The organism is Ferrimonas pelagia (assembly GCF_039543565.1).
GTDB classification, from domain to species: domain Bacteria; phylum Pseudomonadota; class Gammaproteobacteria; order Enterobacterales; family Shewanellaceae; genus Ferrimonas; species Ferrimonas pelagia.
Map to the genome: position 1 here is coordinate 19186 of NZ_BAABJZ010000002.1, position 22517 is coordinate 41702.

General features: G+C 56.8%; 23 protein-coding genes and 5 tRNA genes. 20 read left to right on the forward strand and 8 right to left on the reverse strand.

The features are described 5' to 3' along the window. Positions 1-60: 60 nt before the first annotated feature. Positions 61-540: a bacterioferritin gene (gene bfr, locus ABEA08_RS00145; RefSeq protein ID WP_345332039.1), complete on the reverse strand. Its 480-nt coding sequence runs from the start codon at positions 538-540 to the stop codon at positions 61-63. 111 nt (positions 541-651) lie between these two features. Beyond that, positions 652-843 (reverse strand): bacterioferritin-associated ferredoxin, encoded by a 192-nt coding sequence (locus tag ABEA08_RS00150; protein ID WP_345332041.1) that lies wholly within the window; start codon positions 841-843, stop codon positions 652-654. 164 nt (positions 844-1007) lie between these two features. Between ABEA08_RS00150 and ABEA08_RS00155 the strand changes: the two genes are divergently transcribed. After that, positions 1008-1217, forward strand: a complete 210-nt coding sequence (locus tag ABEA08_RS00155) for a DUF6494 family protein (RefSeq protein WP_345332043.1) — start codon at positions 1008-1010, stop codon at positions 1215-1217. A 14-nt stretch (positions 1218-1231) separates the two neighbouring features. Here ABEA08_RS00155 and ABEA08_RS00160 read toward each other — a convergent pair whose 3' ends face one another. After that, the gene (locus tag ABEA08_RS00160; protein WP_345332045.1) at positions 1232-2134 is read right to left on the reverse strand and encodes a D-2-hydroxyacid dehydrogenase; all 903 of its coding nucleotides are present in this window, start codon (positions 2132-2134) and stop codon (positions 1232-1234) included. Between the two features lie 65 nt (positions 2135-2199). On the opposite strand from ABEA08_RS00160, the gene ABEA08_RS00165 reads away from it, so the two are divergent. Further along, the gene (locus ABEA08_RS00165) at positions 2200-2532 is read left to right on the forward strand and encodes a DUF3392 domain-containing protein (RefSeq protein ID WP_345332047.1); all 333 of its coding nucleotides are present in this window, start codon (positions 2200-2202) and stop codon (positions 2530-2532) included. A 17-nt stretch (positions 2533-2549) separates the two neighbouring features. Here ABEA08_RS00165 and ABEA08_RS00170 read toward each other — a convergent pair whose 3' ends face one another. From ABEA08_RS00170 to rsgA, 4 genes are all read right to left on the reverse strand, one after another. Next, positions 2550-3272: a glycerophosphodiester phosphodiesterase gene (locus ABEA08_RS00170; protein WP_345332049.1), complete on the reverse strand. Its 723-nt coding sequence runs from the start codon at positions 3270-3272 to the stop codon at positions 2550-2552. A gap of 14 nt (positions 3273-3286) precedes the next feature. Then, positions 3287-6484 (reverse strand): mechanosensitive ion channel domain-containing protein, encoded by a 3198-nt coding sequence (locus ABEA08_RS00175; protein ID WP_345332051.1) that lies wholly within the window; start codon positions 6482-6484, stop codon positions 3287-3289. Between the two features lie 161 nt (positions 6485-6645). Beyond that, positions 6646-7506, reverse strand: coding sequence for an archaetidylserine decarboxylase (gene asd, locus ABEA08_RS00180; RefSeq protein ID WP_345332053.1), 861 nt, complete (start codon positions 7504-7506; stop codon positions 6646-6648). A 20-nt stretch (positions 7507-7526) separates the two neighbouring features. Next, positions 7527-8579, reverse strand: a complete 1053-nt coding sequence (rsgA, locus tag ABEA08_RS00185; protein WP_345332055.1) for a small ribosomal subunit biogenesis GTPase RsgA — start codon at positions 8577-8579, stop codon at positions 7527-7529. 86 nt (positions 8580-8665) lie between these two features. On the opposite strand from rsgA, the gene orn reads away from it, so the two are divergent. The 6 genes from orn (at position 8666) to ABEA08_RS00215 (ending at position 10021) form a co-directional block, all read left to right on the forward strand. Further along, positions 8666-9211, forward strand: coding sequence for an oligoribonuclease (gene orn, locus ABEA08_RS00190; protein ID WP_345332057.1), 546 nt, complete (start codon positions 8666-8668; stop codon positions 9209-9211). A gap of 102 nt (positions 9212-9313) precedes the next feature. Continuing rightward, positions 9314-9389 (forward strand) — tRNA-Gly (locus ABEA08_RS00195). Between the two features lie 92 nt (positions 9390-9481). Then, positions 9482-9557 (forward strand) — tRNA-Gly (locus ABEA08_RS00200). 93 nt (positions 9558-9650) lie between these two features. Beyond that, a tRNA-Gly gene (locus tag ABEA08_RS00205) sits at positions 9651-9726 on the forward strand. A gap of 93 nt (positions 9727-9819) precedes the next feature. Then, a tRNA-Gly gene (locus ABEA08_RS00210) sits at positions 9820-9895 on the forward strand. 50 nt (positions 9896-9945) lie between these two features. Continuing rightward, positions 9946-10021 (forward strand) — tRNA-Gly (locus tag ABEA08_RS00215). Between the two features lie 151 nt (positions 10022-10172). Here the strand turns inward: ABEA08_RS00215 and ABEA08_RS00220 are convergent. Then, positions 10173-10340: a hypothetical protein gene (locus tag ABEA08_RS00220; RefSeq protein ID WP_345332059.1), complete on the reverse strand. Its 168-nt coding sequence runs from the start codon at positions 10338-10340 to the stop codon at positions 10173-10175. Positions 10341-10453: 113 nt separating this feature from the next. Between ABEA08_RS00220 and ABEA08_RS00225 the strand changes: the two genes are divergently transcribed. The 12 genes from ABEA08_RS00225 to ABEA08_RS00280 all read left to right on the forward strand — a co-directional run bounded on the left by ABEA08_RS00225 (position 10454) and on the right by ABEA08_RS00280 (position 22473). Next, positions 10454-11941, forward strand: coding sequence for an NAD(P)H-hydrate dehydratase (locus ABEA08_RS00225; protein ID WP_345332061.1), 1488 nt, complete (start codon positions 10454-10456; stop codon positions 11939-11941). Beyond that, a complete protein-coding gene (tsaE, locus tag ABEA08_RS00230) occupies positions 11938-12399 on the forward strand; it encodes a tRNA (adenosine(37)-N6)-threonylcarbamoyltransferase complex ATPase subunit type 1 TsaE (RefSeq protein ID WP_345332063.1) in 462 nt (153 codons plus the stop codon). The genes ABEA08_RS00225 and tsaE overlap by 4 nt, the downstream gene beginning before the upstream one ends. Positions 12400-12452: 53 nt before the next feature. Continuing rightward, entirely contained in the window at positions 12453-13706 is a 1254-nt protein-coding gene (locus ABEA08_RS00235; protein ID WP_345332142.1) for an N-acetylmuramoyl-L-alanine amidase, read from the forward strand. An 8-nt stretch (positions 13707-13714) separates the two neighbouring features. After that, on the forward strand, positions 13715-15496 hold the full coding sequence (gene mutL, locus ABEA08_RS00240) for a DNA mismatch repair endonuclease MutL (RefSeq protein WP_345332065.1): 1782 nt from the start codon (positions 13715-13717) through the stop codon (positions 15494-15496). Then, positions 15489-16415 carry a tRNA (adenosine(37)-N6)-dimethylallyltransferase MiaA gene (gene miaA, locus ABEA08_RS00245; protein WP_345332067.1) on the forward strand — a complete coding sequence of 309 codons (927 nt, stop codon included), beginning with the start codon at positions 15489-15491 and terminating at the stop codon, positions 16413-16415. Before mutL ends, miaA begins: the two co-directional genes overlap by 8 nt. 93 nt (positions 16416-16508) lie before the next feature. Continuing rightward, positions 16509-16790, forward strand: coding sequence for an RNA chaperone Hfq (gene hfq / locus ABEA08_RS00250; RefSeq protein WP_345332069.1), 282 nt, complete (start codon positions 16509-16511; stop codon positions 16788-16790). Positions 16791-16813: 23 nt separating this feature from the next. Further along, a complete protein-coding gene (gene hflX / locus ABEA08_RS00255) occupies positions 16814-18103 on the forward strand; it encodes a ribosome rescue GTPase HflX (RefSeq protein ID WP_345332072.1) in 1290 nt (429 codons plus the stop codon). 60 nt (positions 18104-18163) lie between these two features. Continuing rightward, the gene (gene hflK, locus ABEA08_RS00260; protein ID WP_345332074.1) at positions 18164-19291 is read left to right on the forward strand and encodes an FtsH protease activity modulator HflK; all 1128 of its coding nucleotides are present in this window, start codon (positions 18164-18166) and stop codon (positions 19289-19291) included. A gap of 3 nt (positions 19292-19294) precedes the next feature. After that, positions 19295-20170 carry a protease modulator HflC gene (hflC, locus tag ABEA08_RS00265; protein ID WP_345332076.1) on the forward strand — a complete coding sequence of 292 codons (876 nt, stop codon included), beginning with the start codon at positions 19295-19297 and terminating at the stop codon, positions 20168-20170. An 80-nt stretch (positions 20171-20250) separates the two neighbouring features. Beyond that, positions 20251-20424, forward strand: coding sequence for a DUF2065 domain-containing protein (locus tag ABEA08_RS00270; protein ID WP_345332078.1), 174 nt, complete (start codon positions 20251-20253; stop codon positions 20422-20424). A gap of 63 nt (positions 20425-20487) precedes the next feature. Continuing rightward, on the forward strand, positions 20488-21783 hold the full coding sequence (locus ABEA08_RS00275; protein WP_345332080.1) for an adenylosuccinate synthase: 1296 nt from the start codon (positions 20488-20490) through the stop codon (positions 21781-21783). A gap of 105 nt (positions 21784-21888) precedes the next feature. Next, a complete protein-coding gene (locus ABEA08_RS00280; protein WP_345332082.1) occupies positions 21889-22473 on the forward strand; it encodes a tetratricopeptide repeat protein in 585 nt (194 codons plus the stop codon). Positions 22474-22517 lie beyond the last annotated feature (44 nt).

Below are 22517 nucleotides of genomic sequence, written 5' to 3' on the forward strand. Positions count from 1 at the left end.
GATGGAGGAATGCATAAAGGGGCGCTTCGGCGCCCCTTCGTCGTGTAGCGGGTAAAAGGCTTAATCCGCTTCTGCGATCATCTGCGCCTGCTGATAATTTTGAATGCCGACCTTATCGATCAACTCGAGCTGGGTTTCCAGCCAATCGACGTGCTCCTCTTCGTCTTCGAGAATGTCTTGGCACAGATCCCGGCTGACAAAATCTCTTATCGTCTCGAAGTAGGCGATCGCCTCGCGCAGATCAGGGATCGCGTCCATCTCCAGCGCCAGATCGCAGGTCAGCATCTCCTGAGTGTGTTCACCGATCCTTAGCTTGCCCAGACTCTGCAGGTTGGGCAGCCCTTCCAGAAACAGGATCCGCTCGATCAGCTTATCGGCGTGATTCATCTCATCGATGGATTCGTGGTACTCCTTATCGGCGATGCGATGCAGACCCCAGTCTTTGTACATGCGGGCGTGGAGGAAGTACTGATTGATGGCGATGAGTTCGTTGCCGAGCACCTTGTTGAGAAAGGCGATGACCTTGGGATCCGCTTTCATGGCGTCGTTTCCTTAGCGACTGAATTTCACTAAGCGTGGCAAAAAAGCGTCAACGTGCAACTGCCCGCGAGGGAAAACGGCTCGTGCGCATAGGGGGGCGCTGTGGATCGGCTAGGCGACTTCGTAGTAATTCGGCGTCACATCCAATTGCTGTTGCATGATCTCCAAGGTGGTCTTGATGCACTTGCCGCACTGGGTGCCGACATTGAGTTTGGCTTGCAGCGTTTTCAGATCGGTCGCGCCCTCGGCTACCACCTGTTTTACCTGCTTATCGGTCACGCCGAAGCACACACATACGTACATCGTTGGGTCTCGCTGTTGATTGAACTTAACGTTGCGCTGAATTGTGAATGGTAATGATTCTCATGTCCAATGACATTATGCAAGGAAGACTCGGTTTTTCTACCCAATGGGTTATAAAAAAGGGTGAGCATTATCACGTCGATAGTGCATTAGGAGATGGAAAGATGGATCAGGAGCAGATGAACAACAGCATTCGCCGTTTTCTCAAGCAGGTGGGGATCCAGTCACACCAGGAGCTGGAGCAGTTACTGCAGGACGCGGCTCGGGCTGGCACCTTGGGCGAGGCACCGCTGCCGGTGGAGATGACCTTATCGGTACCGTCGCTGGGTTTTAGTCATAGGATCGCCGCCAAACTGGAGCTTGGCGACGATTGAGCCGCTCAGGCCACTCAGTAGCCTTGGGTGAAGTCGACGAGGTGCTGTAGGCGCTCGCTACGCTCAAACCGACGCAGGTTGTCGACAAAGAGGCGGACAACCTGCTCTGGAAAGCTGGTCGCGGCGACATGGGGGGTGAGGCTCACCTGCGGGTGCTGCCACAGCGGGGAATCCTGTGGCAGCGGCTCGCTTTCGAACACATCCAGTACGGCATGCGCCAATTGACCCGCATCGAGGCGGGCCAGCAAGGCATCAATATCCAACACCGAGCCACGGCCCACGTTGATCAGTGTGGCGTGGCTCGGCAGCGCAGCGAGGGTCTTGGCGTTAAGCAGGTGATGGCTTTGTGGCGTGCTGGGCAGCACCGACACCAACACATCGGCCAGTGCCAGGGCATGGTTGAGATCCGGTAGGGCGACGATCCGCTCAAACCCGTCGACGGCGTGACCGCGGCGATTGACCCCGATGATCCGCATACCAAACGCGGCGGCAACGCTGGCGATATGGCGGGCGATATCGCCGGTGCCCAGTAACACCAGGGTTTGTCCCTGTAAGGAGCCGTAGCTGTGCGGTTGCCAGAGGTGTTGCTCTTGCTGCGTGGCGTAACGGGGCAGGTGACGCAGGCGTGACAACAGATGGGCAAACACATACTGAGCCATCAGTGGGCCGAAGATCCCGCGAACATTGGTTAATTGATAGTCTTTGGCCAGATCCGCCGCCATCAAGGGTTCAATGCCGGCGTAGGTGCTGGCCAGCCATTGGGGCTTGCTCCCTTGCCGCAATGCCTCTGCGGCGAGTGCGGGCTCTGCCAGCCAGATAGGCGCTTCAGACGGTGTGGCGAGCTGGGTGATCCCGGCAGTCTCGAGCAGTGCAGCAAAGCGGTCGTTGTGGTGGGTCAGTAGCGCGATCGGGATCATGTTTGAGCTTCCAAGGCATTGGGTCGCTGTTACCATACGTCTCTGTTGTATCGAAGGAAAGACGTATGAATTGGCTGCTTGATATGGTCCATCTATTGGGGCGCTCGCTGTATCCCTATCTGACGGATATCTCCGTTGCCTTACTGGCCTGCGTGTTGGTGGTGATCAGCCCAGATCTGCAGCGGGCGATCCGGCGCCGGATCATCACCTGGCCGTTTCCGGCCCGAACCGGGGTGTTTATCCTGCTGGTGGCGTTTGGCTACGGCATGGTGATCACTAAGCTGTCGCCCTACCTGGCCAGTCAATTGGCGCAGCTGCCGCCCAATTGGCTGCTGTTGGTGGTGAGCTTGAGCTTTGTCGTTATCGGCCTGTGGGCGGAGCGCCATCGTCAGATGTAATGGCGCCGCGGGCGTGTCTATTGCCAGACTTGGCCTGGCTGATGGCGCGGTGCATTGAGTCTGGCTCGGCTGCGGCCGGGGTAATTGCTGAAGATCCCGTCGACGCCCAAGGCGTCGAGACGCAGCAGATCCGGCGCGTGATCGACGGTATAGACGTAGATCTTCAGGCCGCGGGCTTTGGCGTCGGCGATGAAGGCGGGATCGGCAAAGTCCACGTCCATATGCACCGAGAAGGCCCCAAGCGCCGTAGCAAATTCGGCGTAGTTCAGTGGGCAACAGGCGGTCAGGGCGCCGATCTTCAGTGCTGGCCGTTGCCGCTTGAGTTGCGCCAACATCGGGTGATGGAACGAGGAGATCAGAAACTGCTCAGGGCGGTAGCCAAGCTCGGCTTCGGCGCGCTGCAGCAGCGCCAGCAGGGGCTCTACTGTGCCCATGCCTTTCAATTCGATGTTGAGATCGCACCGCCCACCAATACGTTCGAGCACCTGCCACAGGGTCGGGACGCGTTGACCCTCGCCCGCATCCAGTGTGCTCAGCACATCGAGGCTGCTGTCGCTGAGCAAACCGCTGCCGCTGGTGGTCTTATTCAGGTAACGGTCGTGCAGCACCACCAGGGTTCCTTCCAGCTGATGCACATCCAATTCGATGGCACAGGCGTCCTGCTCGATGGCCAAGTCCATGGCCGTTAGGGTGTTTTCTGGCGCCTCGCCGGAGGCACCACGGTGAGCAATAATGCGCATACGCACTTCCTCGATTAGTTGCGGATCAGGCCCGAGTCTCTGCTGTCATGGTTTTGTGCCATGTGCATCTCCATCTGAGGGTAGGCCAGCACGATCCCCTTGGCGCGGAACTTGGCGGTGATCCGCATATGCAGATCATGCCGCAGCGGCCAGCGTTTGCCCATCTCGTCGGCGTAAGCACGGACCTCGAAGTCCTGCGTATGGCTGCCAAAACCGCCGAAGAAGATCTCCGGCTCGGGTTGGCTCAGGGCCAGCGGCGACTCCTGTACAGCTTGATGCAGAACCGCCTCGACCAGTGCTGGATCTGAGTCTCGCGCGACCGAGACCTTGAGGATCACCCGGGTGATCGCATCGGACAGCGACCAGTTGACCAACTGCTCGGTAATGAAGGCTTTGTTGGGCACGATGATCTCTTTGCGATCCCAATCGACGATGGTGGTCGCGCGGATCTGGATCTTGGAGACGGTGCCGGTCAGATCGCGGATGGTGACCGTATCCCCGATCCGGATCGGCTTCTCAAACAGGATGATCAGGCCGGAGATAAAGTTGGCGAAGATCTCCTGCAGGCCAAAGCCCAGGCCGACGGTCAGCGCGGCGATCAGCCACTGCATCTTGCTCCAAGCCAGACCGAGGGTGGAGAAGGTGGCGAAGACGCCGATCGTATAGACCAGATATTTGCTGACGGTGGAGATCGCAAAGCCGGTGCCTGGCGTCAGATCCAGCCGCTGCAACAGCATCAGCTCAAGCAGGCCGGGCAGGTTACGGGCGATCATCCCGGTGAAGACGGCGATCATCAATGCCGCTGCCAGTGACATCAGGGTGATGGGTACGGCTTGCTCGACGTTATCGACAAACTGGGTGCTGGAATAGAGGGTGATCCCTTCCAGGAAGCTGAATACGGCCGGGTGGGTTTGGCTCCAGAGCCCCAATAGGGTCAAGGCAAACGCGAGGATCATCAGGCTGCGCACCAGGCTCAAGGATTGGGTTGAGATGGTGTCCAGATCCAGCTGTGGATCGTCCAGACCATCGACCAGGCCCTCGGCACTGGTGCTGGCGCTGCTGATCCCTTCGGCCTTCTCTTTTTCCCGCTGCGCCAGTACTTCCGCCCGGCGCGCTTTGGCCAGTTCGAACTGCAGGCGTCGCCGCTCGATCAGCATCCAACGCTTGACCATCAGGTACCCCAACAGGAAGGAGATCCCGACAGCGACCGTGATCAAGGCCTGGCTGAGCAGTTGGTGGCTGCTGTAGTAGTAGCCTCGCCACGCGAGGACCAAGGTGATCAGAGGCAGGCCGATCAGCACCAGCCAGATCAGCCGCTCGATGAAGCGCCGGTTGAGATCGGTTTTGCTGTGGTGGCGGTGATACTCCAGAGCAAAGCGCGATAGGCGGCGGAAGCTGTAGGCCACCAGCAAACAGAGGAAGACAAAGGCGATCCGGCCCAGGCTGTTGCTGAGCAGGGCCAGATCCAACTCGACGGTAAAGGCCACGATGGCCAGCAGGGGCGCAGCGAACAGGCATATCTTGCCGAGAAAGCGGCGCAGATGGGCAACCAGGGGAGGGTGGCGACGGAAGTGCGCCACCATCAAGCCATCTTCATGGGTCAGCTGGCGGATCGACCAGTAGAGCTGGAACACCAAGGTGGCAGACAGCACACCGTGCCCTAACGCGTGGGTGAATTCTGGGCCGGGTCCGAAGCGCAAAATGGCGCCGGCGAACCAGAGTGGCAGCGGCAACAGCAGGCTGTAGCCCAGTCCGATCAGTAGGGCTTTGACCGAGGCGCTGAATCGATCTTGGGTTACGTTACCGACGTAGCGTGCCTGTGCTTTGCGCAGTCGAGCGTAAGGGCCCTTGAGCAGATCCAGCGTGACGAGGATCAGCACCACTAACGCCAGCCACAGTGACCAAGGGCCCGCATTGAGTTGGTGGCTCTGGCGCAGATCGGCGCGACGCTGGGGATCCATCAGCCAACTGAGACTGAGGCCGACCTCTGACAGGGTTGATGAGGTTATCGGGCGTGCGTTGGGCAGCCAAAACAGGTACTCGGTGATCAGCCGTTCAAAGCGGTCATTGTGTTTGGAGAGTTGCTCTTGCTGCAGTTTGAGGCGGCTGAGCTCCACCACGAGCTGTTCGTGTGCTTCGACCAACTGCTCCAACAACTGCGCTTGGCGCTGCCATAAGGGCTGTTGCGCGGCGTCAATGTTGGGCGAGGCCAGATTACGCTGAAGCTGTTCCAACTGATGTTCGTAGTCGTACCGTTGCAATCGGGTTTTGCTGAGGAAACTGGCAGCGTCCTGGCCCCGCTCGCCTCTTTGTAAGGCATTGAGACGGCGGATCAATGATTCACCAAAGGCGGCACTGGCTCCGCCCCACTCCAGTTGCTCCTGAATGTCGCGATAGTCGGAGGATTGGGTTTGATAGCGTTGCTCGGCCTGGATCAACGCCTGGCTGGTGGCTTCCAGGTGGCCATTGATCTCACCTAGGGCGCGGGCCAGTGCGGCGTTGGTTTCGCTCAGGTGGCTCAGGCTGGGATCTTGATTGGAGTGGTTGCGCTGATCGGGGTTGTCGCTGATCGCCGCTTCGCTGGCCGCCCGGCGCTTCTGACTGGTGGCTTGATTGAGCCGGGTCAAGCGCAACTCAAAGGTCGCCAGTTGGCTTTGAACCAGGCGCTGACGCAGCTGGATAAGCTGCAGCTGCAGGGGCTGGGCACGCTGCTCCAGCTGCACTGTGGTGACCAAAGCTGCGTAGTAATCCTGCCGCGCCTGCAACGGGGCCGTGCGATTGGACTCGGCGCGAGCCAGACGCAGCTGCAGGTTGGCCTGCTGCTCGATCTCGGCGAGCTGGCCCAAGCGGTTGCGTGTGCTTTGTTGCAGCTCAGCGAGTGATTCTGCACTGGATTTTAGCTCTTGCAGCTGCAGGTGAACCCAAGACGTTTGCTGGGTCAAGGATTGGAGCGGGTCAACCTCGGCATTGAGGGGCTGTTGCAGCTGATTTTGCAACTGCTCCTGACGCAGTTCGAATTGATCGATCAGCTCTTGATACTCATTGGCTTGCTGCTCCAGCGCTTTTTGCTGGCTATGCCATTGTTCAATGGTGATGGTTTGATTGTTGTTATTGCCAAAAGGCATCAGGCGTCGCTCGAGTGAGAACGACGAATTGGCCTGAGCCAGTGAGCTGGTCAGAAGCAGGATAGAGCAAAGCAGGATGCGCCACATGGTGTTTAGCTTAGTCTTCGGGCGAAGGGGACGAGGCAAGTTTATCGGAGAATATCTTGGCTGACTATGAGGTTAACGGAGTTATCTCTGGCATAACGCGCAAGATATAACCAAATTGCAGATGGTCGGGCCAGCCAGTCTTGGCCGGCCCGAATTTTATCCTAGCGGCAGTGTGCCATCGCTTGGCCCAGACGGGTTTGGGCATTGATCTCAAACTTGTCGTCAAAGCCTTCCAGCATATCCTTACCGAAGCAGGCCACCACGGTGCTGCCGAGCTTGAATCGGCCCATCTCCTGACCTTTGCTGAAGCGGATCGCTTGCTCTCCGTCTGCCGGGTAATCCCAGGCCATGATATTGCCCCCGGCTGGCGGTGTGACGGTGCCAGCCCAGGTGGTTTCGATGCTTGCCACGATGGTGGCGCCGACCAGAACCATCGCCATAGGACCCTGCTCGGTATCGAAGATGGTGACAACGCGTTCGTTGCGAGCAAACAGGCCCGGCACGTTTTCAGCGGTCAAAGGGTTGACCGAAAACAGATCGCCCGGAACGTACACCATGCGTCGCAGCGTGCCAGCGCAGGGCATGTGGATGCGATGGTAGTCTTGTGGCGACAAATAGATGGTGGTGAAGTGACCATCCTTGAACGGTTCAGCGTCACTCTGGTGACCGCCCAACAGCTCCAACAAACCAAAGTCATGGTTTTTGGCTTGGATCAGGCGCTCATCGACGATAGGGCCCAATTGGCTCACACGGCCATCGACAGGCTGGATCAGCGTCTTCTCATCACCGACCAGCGGACGCAGACCGGGCTTAAGCTCGCGGGTAAAGAAGTCATTAAAGGTCTTGAAGGCCTTTGGATCTTCAATCAAGGCTTCTTGCATGTTGATGTCGTACTGGCGAATGAACCACTTGATAAAGGCTGTGGTTAATGGACCAGACTCGGACGCGGCGAATTTACCGACCAAGCGAGACACAGCATGCTTGGGCATGACGTATTGCAGAGTGATTTTCAACTTGTCCAAGGACACGTGCATTTCCTTTATTACTTGTCGTTCAAGGGATCGACGAAATGGCGCGTTGGCCGATCCGAATTCATGGATTCTAAGATCCGATGGTAATTGTCAAAACGTTGAGCGCTGATCTCGCCTTGCTCCACGGCCCCGCGCAAGGCACATCCTGGATCGTCACCGTGTTTGCAGTCGCGGAATTTACAGCCGCCGAGGTACTCGCGAAACTCCTTAAAGCCCCAAGCGATGCGTTCGGCGGGCAGGTGCCAGAGGGCAAATTCACGCACGCCTGGCGAGTCGATGAGATCGCCACCGGACGGGAAGCGCAGTAATTTTGCGGTGGTCGTGGTGTGGGTACCCAAGCCTGAGTTCTCCGACACTTCCCCTACGACTAAGTCGACCTCGGGCATCAAAGCATTAATCAGAGAGGATTTCCCCACGCCGGACTGGCCGACAAAGATGTTGATCTTGTCCTTCAGGCAGGCTTTGAGGGCGTCGACGCCTTCTCCGGTTTCGCTGCTCACCAAATAGATGGGGTAGCCGATGGCGCGATAAGGGGCGAGGATCGTTTCGACCAAGGCCAAGCCTTGCTCATCGAGCAGATCGGTCTTGTTCAACACCAATACTGGTGGGATCTCGGTGTCTTCTGCGGCCACTAGGTAGCGGTCGATGATCTGTGCGGACAGCTCAGGTACCACCGCAGACACGATCAAGATCTGATCAATGTTCGCCGCAACCACCTTAAGGCCGTCGTAGAAGTCCGGGCGGCGCAGCTCTGAACGGCGCGGATGGACGGCTTCGACGATACCGGAGATCCCCGCCATCGCTTCGTTACCTTGGCGCCACTCGACTTCGTCGCCGACCACGATGCTGCCGACAGTGCGGCGCAAGTTACAACGGAAGACTTCACCTGCCATTGTCTCTACGTCAGCATGTTGACCGAAACGACTGATAATTCGACCTTTGATCTGAGGGCCTAAGGCGTCGTTGTCCCATTCGGGATCCTTGCGCTTGCTTAGACGCTTGTCGCGATTGTCCCGTACCCGGCGCAATTGCCCTTTGGTCAGCTTCTTCTTGCCCTTGCTCACTGTGCTCCCGGCAAAACCGTGTCTAAAGTAAAAGAAACCCGTATGATACTACGTTCTGATAAAAAAGCCCGTGACGAGAGGATTCGATGACACAAGATCCCAATAACCTGATCTGGATTGATCTGGAAATGACCGGATTGGATCCCGAGGAAAACACCATCATCGAGATCGCTACGATAGTCACTGACAGCCAGTTGAATGTCTTGGCGGAAGGCCCGGTACTGGCGATCCATCAGCCACAGAGTGAGTTGGCCAAGATGGATGAGTGGAACGTTCGTACTCATGGGCAGAGCGGATTAACCGAGCGGGTTAAGGCCAGTCGTATCGACTCGGCCGAGGCGGAGCGGCAAACCTTGGCATTTCTGGAGCAGTGGGTTCCGCGTGGGGCGTCGCCGATCTGCGGTAACAGTGTCGGTCAGGATCGTCGCTTCTTAGTCAAGTACATGCCTCAGCTCGAGTCCTACTTCCATTACCGTTATCTGGATGTCAGCACGGTAAAAGAGTTAACTCGTCGCTGGCAGCCGGAATTGCTCGAGCAGTTTTCCAAGGCTGGCACGCATCAGGCGTTAGACGATATTCGTGAATCCATCGCCGAATTGGTGTTCTATCGCTCGACAGTTTTCAAAATTTGACCAATTGGAATAAAATTCTGAGATCGGGGGTTGCGGAGCAAATCTATTTGCTTATAATGCGCCCTCGCTGTCGACGGTAATCCCGTTAGTTACAGCGGTGATGCGGCACTAGCTCAGTTGGTAGAGCGCGACCTTGCCAAGGTCGAGGTCACGAGTTCGAACCTCGTGTGCCGCTCCACTCTTTTCATGAGTGGCAAAGTCTTCGCAAGAAGCGGTTTGAGTCTTAGGACTGAAACGACAAGTTGAAAAGTCTTCTTCGGAAGCAATGATGCGGCACTAGCTCAGTTGGTAGAGCGCGACCTTGCCAAGGTCGAGGTCACGAGTTCGAACCTCGTGTGCCGCTCCACTCTTTTCATGAGTGGCAAAGTCTTCGCAAGAAGCGGTTTGAGTCTTCGGGCTGAAACGACAAGTTGAAAAAGTCTTCTTCGGAAGCAATGATGCGGCACTAGCTCAGTTGGTAGAGCGCGACCTTGCCAAGGTCGAGGTCACGAGTTCGAACCTCGTGTGCCGCTCCACTCTTTTCATGAGTGGCAAAGTCTTCGCAAGAAGCGGTTTGAGTCTTCGGGCTGAAACGACAACTTGAAAAAGTCTTCTTCGGAAGCAATGATGCGGCACTAGCTCAGTTGGTAGAGCGCGACCTTGCCAAGGTCGAGGTCACGAGTTCGAACCTCGTGTGCCGCTCCAATTTAAAGTCTTCGTAAGAAGCGGTTTGAGTCCTCGGACTGAAACGACAAGCGGCACTAGCTCAGTTGGTAGAGCGCGACCTTGCCAAGGTCGAGGTCACGAGTTCGAACCTCGTGTGCCGCTCCAAATACAGAAAAAACCACCCTTCTCGGGTGGTTTTTTCGTTTCATGCATTCAGTATTTGACTCATTTCCCGTCTCAACCTTGCTGCAGAGTTCGTTTGTCTGCAATCTCAATGTCCGTATATCCTCCACCGCAAAGCGCTCAATTGTTTCGTTCAGTTATCCAGCTCATTGTCTTCGCTGTAGCTGATCACGACATAGAGATTCAGCGCCACCATGAGAATGCTCACGCCGACAAGTGCCTGGAGCAGCCAAGGGGAAGCGAGTGGGAGGGAAACCAAAACGGCGGTCGCGCAAAGTACGCATAAGGTCAGCAACATCATAAGAAAACATCCTTATTGAGCATGATCAGAAATTGCAGTGCGACTGCATGACATACATCTCCACAGAGCTAAATTGTAGTTAGCTTTATGGATTTTGCTGGGGAGAAGTGAGCATGCGGGCGGATAGGGTTGCGTTGCCGATCGGACTATATCATGCAGATCGGGTGCGTCAAAGCGAGCCTGAACTCGCGAAGGGCCTAGGGATCGCGCTGTACCAAGTTATGGAAGAGGCCGGATCGGAGGCGTGGCGGTTCGCCTTAAAGCGCTGGCCTGAGCTGAAAACCGTCTGCGTATTATGCGGCGGGGGCAATAACGCCGGTGATGGCTACATATTGGCGCGATTGGCGCGTCAGGCGGGCCTGCGTGTCACCGTACGACAATTTCAACCTGAGGTTGCGCTGCAGGGAGATGCGGCTCGAGCGCAAACGGCCTGGGTGAGTGCTGGGGGCGCAATTGAGCCGCTAGACGACACGCTCCCCGCTACCGAACTGTACGTTGATGCCTTGGTCGGAACCGGATTGCGGGGCGCATTGCGCGCGCCTTTGGCGAACATCGTCGCCCAGATCAATGCATCGACAGCGCCGGTATTGGCCATTGATATCCCCTCCGGTGTGAGCGGCCAAACTGGAGCGGTTGCCGGGGAGGCTGTCCAAGCCTGTGCGACCATCACCTTTGTGGCGGTGAAACCCGGGTTGCTGACTGGCAAGGCACCGGCTTACGTTGGTGAGTTGGTGTTTGCGCCATTGCAATTGGGCAAGCCGTTGGCGGGGGAACCGGCCGATCTACGCTGTGCGAAACCGGCGGATCTCAAGACTTGGCTGCCGACACGCTCGATGGACAGCCATAAAGGAACGCATGGCCGTGTGCTGATCCTGGGCGGAGATGAGGGCATGGCCGGCGCCGCCCGCTTGGCCGGGGAAGCGGCGCTGCGCTGTGGAGCCGGGTTGGTGCGAGTAAATTGTGCGCCAGCCAGTGCCTTGCCAATTCAGCTTGGTCGACCGGAATTGATGGTTGAAAGCCGAGAGCCAGCTGAACTCGGACCTCGATTGGGCTGGGCGGATGTTCTGGTTGTCGGTCCTGGATTGGGTCAGCGCCCTTGGGCGGAGCAGATCTGGCAGCAGGCGCTGAGCCACGAAGGGGTTTGCTTGTTGGATGCCGATGCCTTGAACCTATTAGCTAAGCAGCCGATGACTCACACGAATTGGGTGCTTACGCCGCATCCGGGCGAGGCTGCTCGGCTCTTGGGTTGCAGTACGGGGCAGGTGGAGTCGGATCGGTTTCGAGCGATCGTGGCATTGCAGCGACGCTTTGGTGGTGTGGTGGTGTTAAAAGGGGCTGGAAGCTTGATCTACGATGGTCAGCAGATGGTGTTGGCGCCGGTCGGCAATTCGGGGTTAGCGACGGGAGGCAGCGGCGATCTTTTATCTGGTATAATCGGCGGTTTGCTTGCACAGGGTTTGTCTTTGATGGATGCGGCTTGTGCAGGTGTCGTGGTACACGGTGAGGCGGCAGACTCGGCGTTGGGTCCCGGTCCCCGTGGCATGTTACCGTCAGATCTGATGCAGGAGATCCGGCGATGGGTAAATGTAGAGGCGCTATGAATCTGAGTTTTAATCTGGCCGACGAGGCGGATACTTTGGCACTGGGTAAGGCGTTGGCGGCGCAGATCCAGCCGCCACTGGTGATCCATCTGCATGGCGATCTTGGGGCGGGCAAAACGACCCTGACCCGTGGGTTGATCCAGTCGCTGGGCCATACTGGGGCGGTTAAAAGTCCGACCTACGCGCTGGTTGAGCCCTATGAGCTGAACGGCATGCAGGTGTATCATTTTGATCTTTATCGACTCAATGACCCTGAAGAGCTTGAGTTTATGGGGATCCGTGATTATTTTTCCGACACGACGCTGGCGTTGGTCGAGTGGCCGAGCAAAGGGGAGGGGCTGTTGCCTGAGGCGGATCTGACCATTGAGCTTGCCTACCAAGGTGAGGGACGCCTCGCCACATTAACGGGCATTTCGGCTGCTGGTCTGCACTTATTGGCTCAACTGCAATCTGAATAAAAATGACAGCACATCCGCTTCGGTATTTTGCGCTTCTTTGCTTAACCCTGCTTATGGTCTGGCAGCCTGCCTTGGCCAACAGTGTGAATAATGTTCGAATTAGCCACTCGGAGGAGAAAACTCGGGTGGTGCTTGATCTGTCGACACAGACGAATTTTGCTGTCTCTCGATTGACCGGGCCGGATCGGGTCGTGATCGATCTGGACAACAGCAAGCTTAATGCGTCGCTCGATGGGCTAGGGGAGCACTCTCCCTTGCTGCGGCGGGTTCGAACCAGCACGCCGACAGCGCCGGCCCATCTGCGTCTGGTGATCGATATGGCGCATTCCGCCAGTCATAAGGCCTTTCGTCTCGGGCCCTCCGATTCTGCGCCTCATCGATTGGTGTTGGATCTGGTCCCGACTGGACGCAATCCGGTACAGGGCGCGTCAGCCAAGCCTGGACGTAAGGTCGTGATCGCGCTTGATGCCGGGCATGGTGGCAAAGATCCCGGCTCGATTGGACCCAGCGGTACCTATGAGAAGAATGTGGTATTGCCGATCACCAAGCGGTTGAAGACGTTGCTTGATGCCCATCCAGGCTTTGATACCCAGATGGTGCGCAGTGGCGATTATTTCGTTAGTTTGGACGATCGTAGCGCCAAGGCCCGTCAAGCGAAGTCGGATCTGCTGGTTTCCATCCACGCCGATGCGTTTTCCACGCCACAACCGCGCGGGGCGTCCGTATGGGTACTGTCACTGCGTCGGGCCAATTCAGAAATGGGCCGCTGGCTTGAGCGGGATGATCGCTTGTCGGAGCTGCGCGGGATCGGCGAGGTGATCTCGCAAACCAGTCAGGATGATCCACACCTGCAGCGCACCTTCCTCGATCTGGCTCGAGAAAACTCGATGATGGAAAGCCAGGCTCTGGCGGGCAATATGCTCAAGGAGCTGGGCAAGGTGACGCGGTTGCACAAATCGCGCCCCCAGTCGGCGTCATTGGCGGTGCTGAAATCGCCAGACTTCCCCTCTTTGCTGGTGGAAACTGGATTTATCTCTAATCCGAGCGAAGAGAAGCTGTTACGTTCATCAAGTCATCAAGAGAAGCTGGCTAATGCCTTGGCCAGCGCCATCATTGACCATTTCAGTCGCAATCCCCCGCGGGATTCTTGGTTGGCGCAGCGGCAAACACATAAAGTGAAAGCGGGTGAGTCGTTGTCACGGATCGCGAGTCGGTACAAGATCTCGGTTCAAGCGCTTAAGCAGGCCAATCAGCTTAGCTCCGACAATATCAAAGTCGGCCAAGAGCTGGTGATCCCCAAGTTGTAGGAGGGCCTATGGCCATTCAGATCTTACCGCCGCAGTTAGCGAACCAGATCGCGGCTGGCGAGGTGGTTGAGCGCCCCGCCTCGGTACTCAAAGAGTTGGTGGAAAACTGCGTCGATGCGGGCGCCACCAAGATCGAGATCGACATCGAGCGCGGCGGCAGCAAGTCCATGGTGATCCGCGATAACGGCAAAGGGATCCCGCAGCAGGAGCTGGCGTTAGCGTTAGCCCGCCACGCGACCTCGAAAGTCGCCAGCCTGGAGGATCTGGAGTCGATCCTCAGCTTTGGCTTTCGCGGAGAAGCGCTGGCCTCCATCAGCTCCGTGTCACGCCTAACGCTGAGTTCCCGCACGGCGGACGCCAGCGAGGCGTGGCAGGCGTACGCTGAAGGACGGGAGATGGCGGTGCAGGTTCAGCCGACCGCCCATCCGGTCGGGACGACCGTCGAGGTGGTGGATCTGTTCTTTAACACACCGGCCAGAAGGCGCTTTTTACGGGCAGATAAAACCGAGTTTACCCATATCGAAGAGCAGCTAAGGCGGATTGCTTTGGCGCAGGATGAGGTGCACTTTAGTTTACGTCACAACGGCAAGCTGGTTCGGCAGTATCGCCCCGCCCGCAATGAGCGACAAAAGCATCAGCGATTGGCCTCGATTTGCGGCAGCGCCTTTGCCGAGCGCGCCTTTAGCCTGCGCTGCAGCAATGACGAATTGGCGATGACCGGTTTCCTGGCGTTGGATGACGACAGGGCTCGCGTGTCGGATGTGCAGTATTTTTACGTCAATGGCCGGGTCGTGCGCGACAAGCTGGTGAATCATGCGGTGCGTCAGGCGCTGGAGGAGGCCGGACTGAGTTGGGCGGCTGGGTATGTGTTGTACCTGACTCTGGATCCCCACGAGGTCGACGTAAACGTACACCCTGCTAAGCATGAGGTGCGTTTCCACCAGGCGCGCTACGTGCACGATTTTATTCAGACCGCGCTGCAACAGGCACTGGCTCAACGGCCCGTCCCCGAGGATGGAGCCAGCGAACCGGTGTTCTCGCCACCGCAAGAGATCGCTTTGGCATCCGTGTCAGCGCCGGCGGCCGCGAGCGTGCGCGAAAGCGCGACGGAATATCGTGGCAGCGTCAGCCGGGGTTCAGGTGGCGACAGGCATTATAGTCCGCCGCCCTTGCGCCCTGCCGTGCCTCGGCCTGCGGCCGTTAGTGGTTACGCGGCCTTGATGCAAACACCGGAGCCGGAGCCGGAGCCGGCGGCGGACGCGAGACTCGGCGACGGTTGGCGTTGGTTGGCTGATCTGGCGAACGATCATATTCTGGCGGTGAATCAAGGCGAATTGAAGATTTTAGCGGTGACGGCTTTGCACCGCTTCGTGCAAAAGCAGCAGCTGATGGCACGATTGCCACAAGGCTTGGTGGGCCAACCTTTGCTGCTGCCGATCAGTATTCCTGCCGATGTTAATTGGCTGGCAGTATTAGAGCAGCAGCAGGAACTTTTGCGTAGACTCGGCATCGAAGTGGTTTCTCATGGAAAGCGTTTGGTGGTCCGAACCGTTCCGGCGGTACTGCGACAGGCGGATCTGGTCAAAGCCATGACTGAGCTGCTGCAGTGGCTCGAGCAGGACACACCGGCCGCCGAGGCGTTAGCGCATTGGCTGGCGCAATGGAGTGTACCCGAGCTGGGCGGCAAAGCCCTGTGGCAACAGCTCAGCACCGATGATCAGCACAAGGTGCTGGATGAGCGGGGCATTACACTTCCCTGGCAAACATATTTGGAGCAAGAACATGAGTGATCAGCGCCCATTGGCGATATGCCTGATGGGACCCACCGCTTCGGGCAAGACCGATCTGGCCATTGCCCTGCGTCAGCAGCTGCCGGTGGAGCTGATCAGTGTCGATTCGGCACTGATTTACCAGGGAATGGATATTGGTACGGCGAAGCCGAGTGCCGATGAGCTGGCGCGGGCTCCGCACCGGTTGATCGACATCCGCGATCCCGCTCAAAGCTACTCGGCGGCCGACTTTGCCGCTGATGCACTGAGGGAGATGGAGGCGATCCAGCTGGCGGGGAAGATCCCGCTGTTGGTGGGCGGGACCATGATGTATTTCAAGGCCCTGCTGGAAGGACTCTCGCCGCTGCCGAGCGCCGATCCCGCCATTCGTGCGGAGATCGAGCGGGAAGCTTTGGCGAAGGGTTGGCATGCGATGCATGAGCAGCTCGCCGCGATCGATCCTGTGGCGGCGAATCGAATTCACCCGAATGATCCCCAGCGATTGTCGAGGGCACTGGAAATCTATAAAATATCAGGTAAGAGTCTGACTTTCCTGACCCAGCAAAAGCGTCCGCCTTTGCCATTTCGAACCGTACAGTTCGCGATTGCACCCCAACAACGGGCGACACTCCATCAATGTATTGAACAACGTTTTTTGGCGATGCTGGAGCAGGGCTTTGAGCGTGAAGTCCGTCAATTACATGCTCGAGACGATCTGCATCCGGGATTACCGTCGATCCGTTGTGTCGGTTATCGCCAGATGTGGTCGTACATTGAACAAGAGATCAGCTATGAGGAGATGGTGGCCCAAGGGGTTGCCGCGACCCGCCAGTTGGCTAAACGACAACTGACTTGGCTGCGAGGCTGGGAAGGGGTGGATTGGCTCGATTCTCTCGAAGATGGTAATGTAGACAAAGTGTTGAGAAAATTAGCCTTGTAAAACAGTCTGGGCTATAAGTTAATTGCGCTTGGGTATGCTAAACGCCGCTCATACTTTGTCGATAGCTAAAAACAAATTTATAAGGAATACAGAATGGCTAAGGGGCAATCTCTTCAAGACCCGTTTCTGAACGCACTGCGCCGTGAGCGCGTTCCCGTTTCTATCTATCTGGTAAACGGTATTAAACTTCAGGGCCAGATCGAATCTTTCGATCAGTTCGTTATTTTGCTGAAGAACACAGTGAGCCAAATGGTGTATAAGCACGCCATCTCGACTGTGGTGCCTGGACGCCAATTCAACATGGGCCAGAGTCAGCCACCGGCTGGCGCTCAAGGTAATTACAATAGTTCCGATCACGGTGACAACAACGCCTGATCCAAATTTAGGAGTAAGTCTGCTTGTTTGAGCGGTATGAAGCAGGCGAACGTGCGGTTCTCGTTCACATCGATTTCTCTCAGGAGGGTGAACGGGAAGATCTGGAAGAGCTGCGCCTACTGGTGAGCTCGGCCGGAGTCGATTCCTGTGGCATTGTCACAGGACGCCGCGCCAGTCCCCACCCCAAATATTTCTGTGGCACAGGGAAAGCGGAGGAGATTGCCGCGTTTGTTCAGGCTGAACAAGCGGATGTGGTGATCTTCAATCATGCCCTGAGTCCCGCCCAAGAACGTAATCTCGAGATGCTTTGTCAGTGCCGGGTGCTTGATCGTACCGGACTGATCTTGGATATCTTTGCCCAGCGCGCCCGAACCCACGAAGGGAAACTGCAGGTTGAGCTGGCGCAGTTGCGTTATCTATCGACCCGTTTGATCCGAGGATGGACCCACCTAGAGCGCCAAAAGGGCGGTATTGGTCTGCGTGGCCCGGGGGAAACCCAGCTGGAGACGGATCGTCGATTGCTGCGTGAGCGGATCAAAACCATCCTTAAGCGTTTGGAAAAAGTGGCCAAGCAGCGTGAGCAGGGTCGTCGTGCCCGGCAGCGCCGCGAAGTGCCGACGGTCTCTCTGGTTGGGTATACCAACGCCGGCAAGTCCACCTTGTTTAATCGCATCACCGATTCCGGGGTGTACGCGGCGGATCAGCTGTTTGCGACCTTGGATCCGACCTTGCGCCGCATCGAGATCTCGGAGGTTGGCCCGGCCATCCTGGCCGATACCGTTGGCTTTATTCGACACCTGCCGCATGATCTGGTGGCGGCCTTTAAGGGCACGCTGACCGAGACCCGAGAAGCGGATCTGCTGCTCCATGTGGTGGATTGCTCGGACGAGCGGGCGGCGGAGAACATCGAGTCTGTGCATGAGGTGCTGGATGAGATCGACGCCGACGAGATCCCAAGGCTGCTGGTCTATAACAAGATCGATCAATTAGAAGAGGCCACCCCGCGGATAGACCGTGATGAAGATGGCAATCCTAGCCGGGTTTGGCTCAGTGCCCAGGCCGATCAAGGGATCGACCTGCTGTTTTCAGCGCTGACCGAGCGTTTAGGCGATTCGATCGTCGATCTGTCGTTGGCGTTTCCGCCGGATTCGGGCCGGTGGTTATCCCGTTGCTATGAGCTTAATGCAGTGATGAGTAGCGGATATGATGACCAAGGACACACAATTGTTCATTTGCGTATGCCTGAGCGAGACTGGCAGCGTTTGCTGAAAGCCTCAGAAGGTCAGCTTGCTGACTTTATCCTTGAGTCATAGGCTGATAAATTAGCTAGAGTTACAACATCCTACCGATCGTATATCTATGGAGCAGTGTTAATGGCCTGGAATGAGCCTGGCAATCAAGGCAAAGATCCCTGGGGGAACCGGGGCGGAAAAGATCAGGGACCACCGGATCTGGACGAAGTGTTCCGTAAGTTCACCTCCCGATTTGGTGGCGGTGGCAACGGCGGCGGCAGCGGCAACCTGAGCAAAATGGGTGTGGCGCTGGTGCTGGTTGGCGCTGTGATCGTATGGGGTTTGTCGGGTCTTTATAAGGTTGAGGAAGCGGAGCGTGGCGTCGTGCTGCAGTTCGGCCAATACCACGACTTGGTGGGACCGGGTCTGAAATGGAAGCCGACTTTCGTACAGACTGTCTATCCGATCAACATTCAGCGGGTTAATCGCTTGAATGCCTCAGGGGTCATGCTGACTCAGGATGAGAACGTGGTGACGGTGCAGATGGAGGTTCAATATCGCATTGAAGATCCACGTAAGTATCTGTTCAGCGTAACCAACCCAGACCAATCTCTGAGTGAAGCACTGGACAGTGCATTGCGTTATGTCGTTGGTCACACCACCATGGACAACATCCTGACGGTCGGTCGTGAGCAGGTACGTAGCGATACTTGGGCGGAACTGGATGGGATCATCGAACCCTATGACATGGGGATCCGTGTGGTTGACGTTGCCTTTAAAGAAGCGCGTCCACCGGAAGAAGTGAAGCCTGCGTTTGATGATGCCATTGCGGCACAGGAAGACGAAGAGCGTTACGTTCAAGAAGCCACGGCATACACCCGTCAGGTTGAACCACAAGCCCGTGGTCGTGCCGAGCGTATGCTGCGTGAAGCCAGCGCGTATAAAGAGCGTGTTGTGCTGGAAGCGGAAGGTGAAGTGGCGCGCTTTACCAGCTTGCTGCCTCAATATGAAGCGGCGCCTGAAGTGACCCGTGAGCGCTTGTATCTGGAAACCATGGAGCAAGTGTATTCCAGCACCTCCAAGGTGATGGTGGACAATAAAGAGGGTGGCTCTATGTTCTATCTGCCGCTGGATAAGATCATCCAGGGCCAGAGCCAGAACACCCAGATGGCACCGGCACAGCAACAGTCGGCACCAAACCGTAGCGTCCGTACCGATACCACCAACGATCGTGCCGGTCGTAGCACCACTCGTCAGGGGAGAAACTAAGCCATGAACCCGAGAAATCTGATCATCTTGTTGGTGATCGCTATGGTGGGTTTCCTCTCTATCTTCGTTGTTGAAGAGGGTGAACGCGCGATTGTGAAGCGTTTTGGTGTGATCCAAACCGATGCGGCAGGCGACTACCGCATCTATGAACCGGGCCTGAATATCAAACTGCCGCTGTTCGACAACGTGGAAACCATGAACGCGCGGATCCTGACTCTGGATGCGCCGGCTGATCGTTTTGTGACGTCTGAGCAAAAAGACTTGATGGTTGACTCCTACGTTAAGTGGCGCATTGTCGACTTCGGTCAGTTCTTTCTGGCGACCCAAGGCAACCAGTTGATGGCGGAATCGCTGCTGCAATCCAAGATCAATAACGGCTTGCGCAGTGAATTCGGTACGCGCACGATCAGAGAGATCGTGTCTGGTAGCCGTGATGAGCTCCAGCGCGAAGCCCTGCGCAGCACCCGCTCGGATGCATCCGAGCTGGGTATTGAGGTGGTGGATGTTCGAGTGAAGCAGATCAACCTGCCGCGGGAAGTGAGTGAGTACATTTATGACCGTATGCGCGCTCAGCGTGAAGCGGTTGCGCGTGCTCACCGCTCCGAAGGTCAGGAAAAAGCGGAAGTGATCCGTGCTGGAGCGGATGCTACGGCCACGGTGATCGTGGCGGAAGCAGAGCGTGAGTCGCGTACCCTGAAGGGGGCCGGCGATGCGGCTGCTGCCAAGATCTACGCTGATGCCTATGGCCAGAACCCTGAGTTCTACAGCCTGCTGCGCAGCCTGGATGCGTACCGCGCCGCCTTTAGTAATAAAGAGGATGTGCTGGTACTGTCACCGGATTCCGAGTTCTTCCAGTACATGAACAGCAAGACGCGCTAAGTTCGCGACGACGCTGAATGATAAGGCCCGGCAGTGATGCTGGGCCTTTGTTGTTTTTAGGTAGCAATATGGAAGTGGTAATGTTGGTGATCGCCGGTGTATTGGTGATCGAGGGGCTGGGCCCCATGCTTTTCCCTCGGCAGTGGAAAAAAATGCTTACTGAATTGTTCGAGCTGGAAACCCCTGTTTTACGGCGGATCGGCGGTGCTTTGGTCACCGCAGGTTTGGTGTTGTTCTATATTTTTTCTTCTTAGCCGGTGTTTTGACCAATCGGGATCTGCTAAAATCCCGCTTTAACCACAAACTGCGATCGAAACATGGGTAAAAATGTAGTTGTCCTGGGCACCCAATGGGGTGATGAAGGCAAAGGTAAAGTTGTTGACCTTCTCACCGATCAGGCCCATTACGTGGTCCGCTACCAAGGCGGTCACAATGCCGGTCACACTCTGGTGATCAATGGCGAGAAAACCGTACTGCACCTCATTCCATCAGGCATTTTGCGTGACAACGTAACCTGCTTTATCGGTAACGGTGTTGTTCTGTCTCCGGAAGCTTTGAAAAAAGAGCTGACCATGCTGAAAGAGCGTGGTGTACCGGTAGAAGAGCGTCTGAAGATCTCCGATGCATGTCCGCTGATCCTGCCGTACCACGTTGCCGTGGATCAGGCTCGTGAGCGTGCTCGTGGCAACGATGCCATTGGTACCACCGGTCGCGGTATCGGTCCAGCTTATGAAGATAAGGTGGCTCGTCGTGGACTGCGTGTTGGTGATCTGCTGGATGCGGAGCGCTTCGCGACCAAGCTGAAAGAGGTTCTGGCTTACCATAACTTCATGCTGACCGAGTACTTCAACGCGGAAGCGGTGGATTTTGACACCGTGCTGAAAGATGCGTTGGAATTGGCTGAGATGCTGCGTCCTATGGTGGTCGATGTGACCGACATTCTGGACAAGGCGCGTAAGGCTGGTCAGCCGATCATGTTCGAAGGCGCCCAAGGCACCTTGCTGGACATCGATCACGGTACCTACCCGTACGTCACCTCCTCCAACACCACCGCGGGTGGCGTATCGACCGGTTCCGGCTTTGGCCCGACCCACATCGATTACGTGTTGGGGATCGTAAAAGCCTACACCACGCGTGTCGGTGGCGGTCCGTTCCCAACCGAGCTGGATTGCGATGTCGGTCAGCACCTGGGCGTGAAAGGCCACGAGTTTGGCGCGACCACCGGTCGTAAGCGTCGTACCGGTTGGTTCGATGCGGTTGCCATGCGCCGTGCGGTTCAGATCAACGGGATCACCGGCTTCTGTCTGACCAAACTGGACGTTCTGGATGGCTTGAAAGAGCTGAAGATCTGTATCGGTTACCAGATGCCAGATGGCACCGTTCGTGATGTTCCACCAATGGACGCCGAAGGTTACGAAGCCGCCACTCCGATCTACGAGACGATGCCTGGCTGGGACGACAACACCTTTGGTGTTGCCGAGCACGACAAACTGCCACAGGCTGCACTGGACTACATCGCTCGCATCGAAGAGCTGCTGGAAGTGCCAGTGGACATCATCTCGACCGGTCCAGACCGCGTTGAGACCATGATCCTGCGTCATCCGTTTGCTTAAACGGGCAGTGAATAAACGGGGCCTTTCGGGGCCCCGTTAAAGTATCTTTCTTTGGTGCCGATACCCTAGGTCATGAGACGCCTATTATTGCCACTGTTGCTCGTGATGAGCGCACCCTCGTTGGCTCAGGAGATCCGAGCGGTCGAACTGTACAGTCAGGAAGCCTTACTGCAGATGTTGCGCAGTAACCAGCACCTGGCCCGGGTTCGAGAGGACGACTGCCAACTGGTACAGGATATCGAAGCTCGTGCTTCGGTACTTAAGGTCCCTGCCTATCAGATGCTTTGGGCTGACATGCTTCTTTATGGCGTGTGTACAGATAAACAGGTTGAATTGGGCTTTGAATATCTGCGGATCGCCGCAGAACAGGGTTTGCCGGATGCACTCGAGCAATTAGGTCGGTATTATATACAGGGTCGATTTGTGGTGGTGGATGAACCTTATGGGTTGCATCTGCTGCATTTGGCGGCGTCTATGGGCCATCAGCGCGCGCTGCTGGCGCTGGCCGGACATTATGTTGCAGGCAAAGGCAGTCCGAGAGACTACCCTCAGGTATATCAGTGGTTGCATGAGGCGGAATTTCAGCAAGATAGCGACCGTCAACAAGCCCAACAGTTCAAACAGCAATTGGCGATGCATTTGCCACCTAGCGTGCGGGAGCAAACCCGGCGCAGCGTCTTAGGGCGTTGAGCCCAGTTTCCGTTATACTTTCCAACGATTTCCATTCCTTTGGT

Coding starts and splice junctions, on each gene's coding strand:
- bfr (WP_345332039.1), bottom strand. CDS start 540: ATGAAAGCGGATCCCAAGGTCATCGCCTTTCTCAACAAGGTGCTCGGC.
- ABEA08_RS00150 (WP_345332041.1), bottom strand. CDS start 843: ATGTACGTATGTGTGTGCTTCGGCGTGACCGATAAGCAGGTAAAACAG.
- ABEA08_RS00155 (WP_345332043.1), top strand. CDS start 1,008: ATGGATCAGGAGCAGATGAACAACAGCATTCGCCGTTTTCTCAAGCAG.
- ABEA08_RS00160 (WP_345332045.1), bottom strand. CDS start 2,134: ATGATCCCGATCGCGCTACTGACCCACCACAACGACCGCTTTGCTGCA.
- ABEA08_RS00165 (WP_345332047.1), top strand. CDS start 2,200: ATGAATTGGCTGCTTGATATGGTCCATCTATTGGGGCGCTCGCTGTAT.
- ABEA08_RS00170 (WP_345332049.1), bottom strand. CDS start 3,272: ATGCGCATTATTGCTCACCGTGGTGCCTCCGGCGAGGCGCCAGAAAAC.
- ABEA08_RS00175 (WP_345332051.1), bottom strand. CDS start 6,484: ATGTGGCGCATCCTGCTTTGCTCTATCCTGCTTCTGACCAGCTCACTG.
- orn (WP_345332057.1), top strand. CDS start 8,666: ATGACACAAGATCCCAATAACCTGATCTGGATTGATCTGGAAATGACC.
- ABEA08_RS00220 (WP_345332059.1), bottom strand. CDS start 10,340: ATGATGTTGCTGACCTTATGCGTACTTTGCGCGACCGCCGTTTTGGTT.
- ABEA08_RS00225 (WP_345332061.1), top strand. CDS start 10,454: ATGCGGGCGGATAGGGTTGCGTTGCCGATCGGACTATATCATGCAGAT.
- tsaE (WP_345332063.1), top strand. CDS start 11,938: ATGAATCTGAGTTTTAATCTGGCCGACGAGGCGGATACTTTGGCACTG.
- ABEA08_RS00235 (WP_345332142.1), top strand. CDS start 12,453: ATGGTCTGGCAGCCTGCCTTGGCCAACAGTGTGAATAATGTTCGAATT.
- mutL (WP_345332065.1), top strand. CDS start 13,715: ATGGCCATTCAGATCTTACCGCCGCAGTTAGCGAACCAGATCGCGGCT.
- miaA (WP_345332067.1), top strand. CDS start 15,489: ATGAGTGATCAGCGCCCATTGGCGATATGCCTGATGGGACCCACCGCT.
- hfq (WP_345332069.1), top strand. CDS start 16,509: ATGGCTAAGGGGCAATCTCTTCAAGACCCGTTTCTGAACGCACTGCGC.
- hflK (WP_345332074.1), top strand. CDS start 18,164: ATGGCCTGGAATGAGCCTGGCAATCAAGGCAAAGATCCCTGGGGGAAC.
- hflC (WP_345332076.1), top strand. CDS start 19,295: ATGAACCCGAGAAATCTGATCATCTTGTTGGTGATCGCTATGGTGGGT.
- ABEA08_RS00270 (WP_345332078.1), top strand. CDS start 20,251: ATGTTGGTGATCGCCGGTGTATTGGTGATCGAGGGGCTGGGCCCCATG.
- ABEA08_RS00275 (WP_345332080.1), top strand. CDS start 20,488: ATGGGTAAAAATGTAGTTGTCCTGGGCACCCAATGGGGTGATGAAGGC.
- ABEA08_RS00280 (WP_345332082.1), top strand. CDS start 21,889: ATGAGCGCACCCTCGTTGGCTCAGGAGATCCGAGCGGTCGAACTGTAC.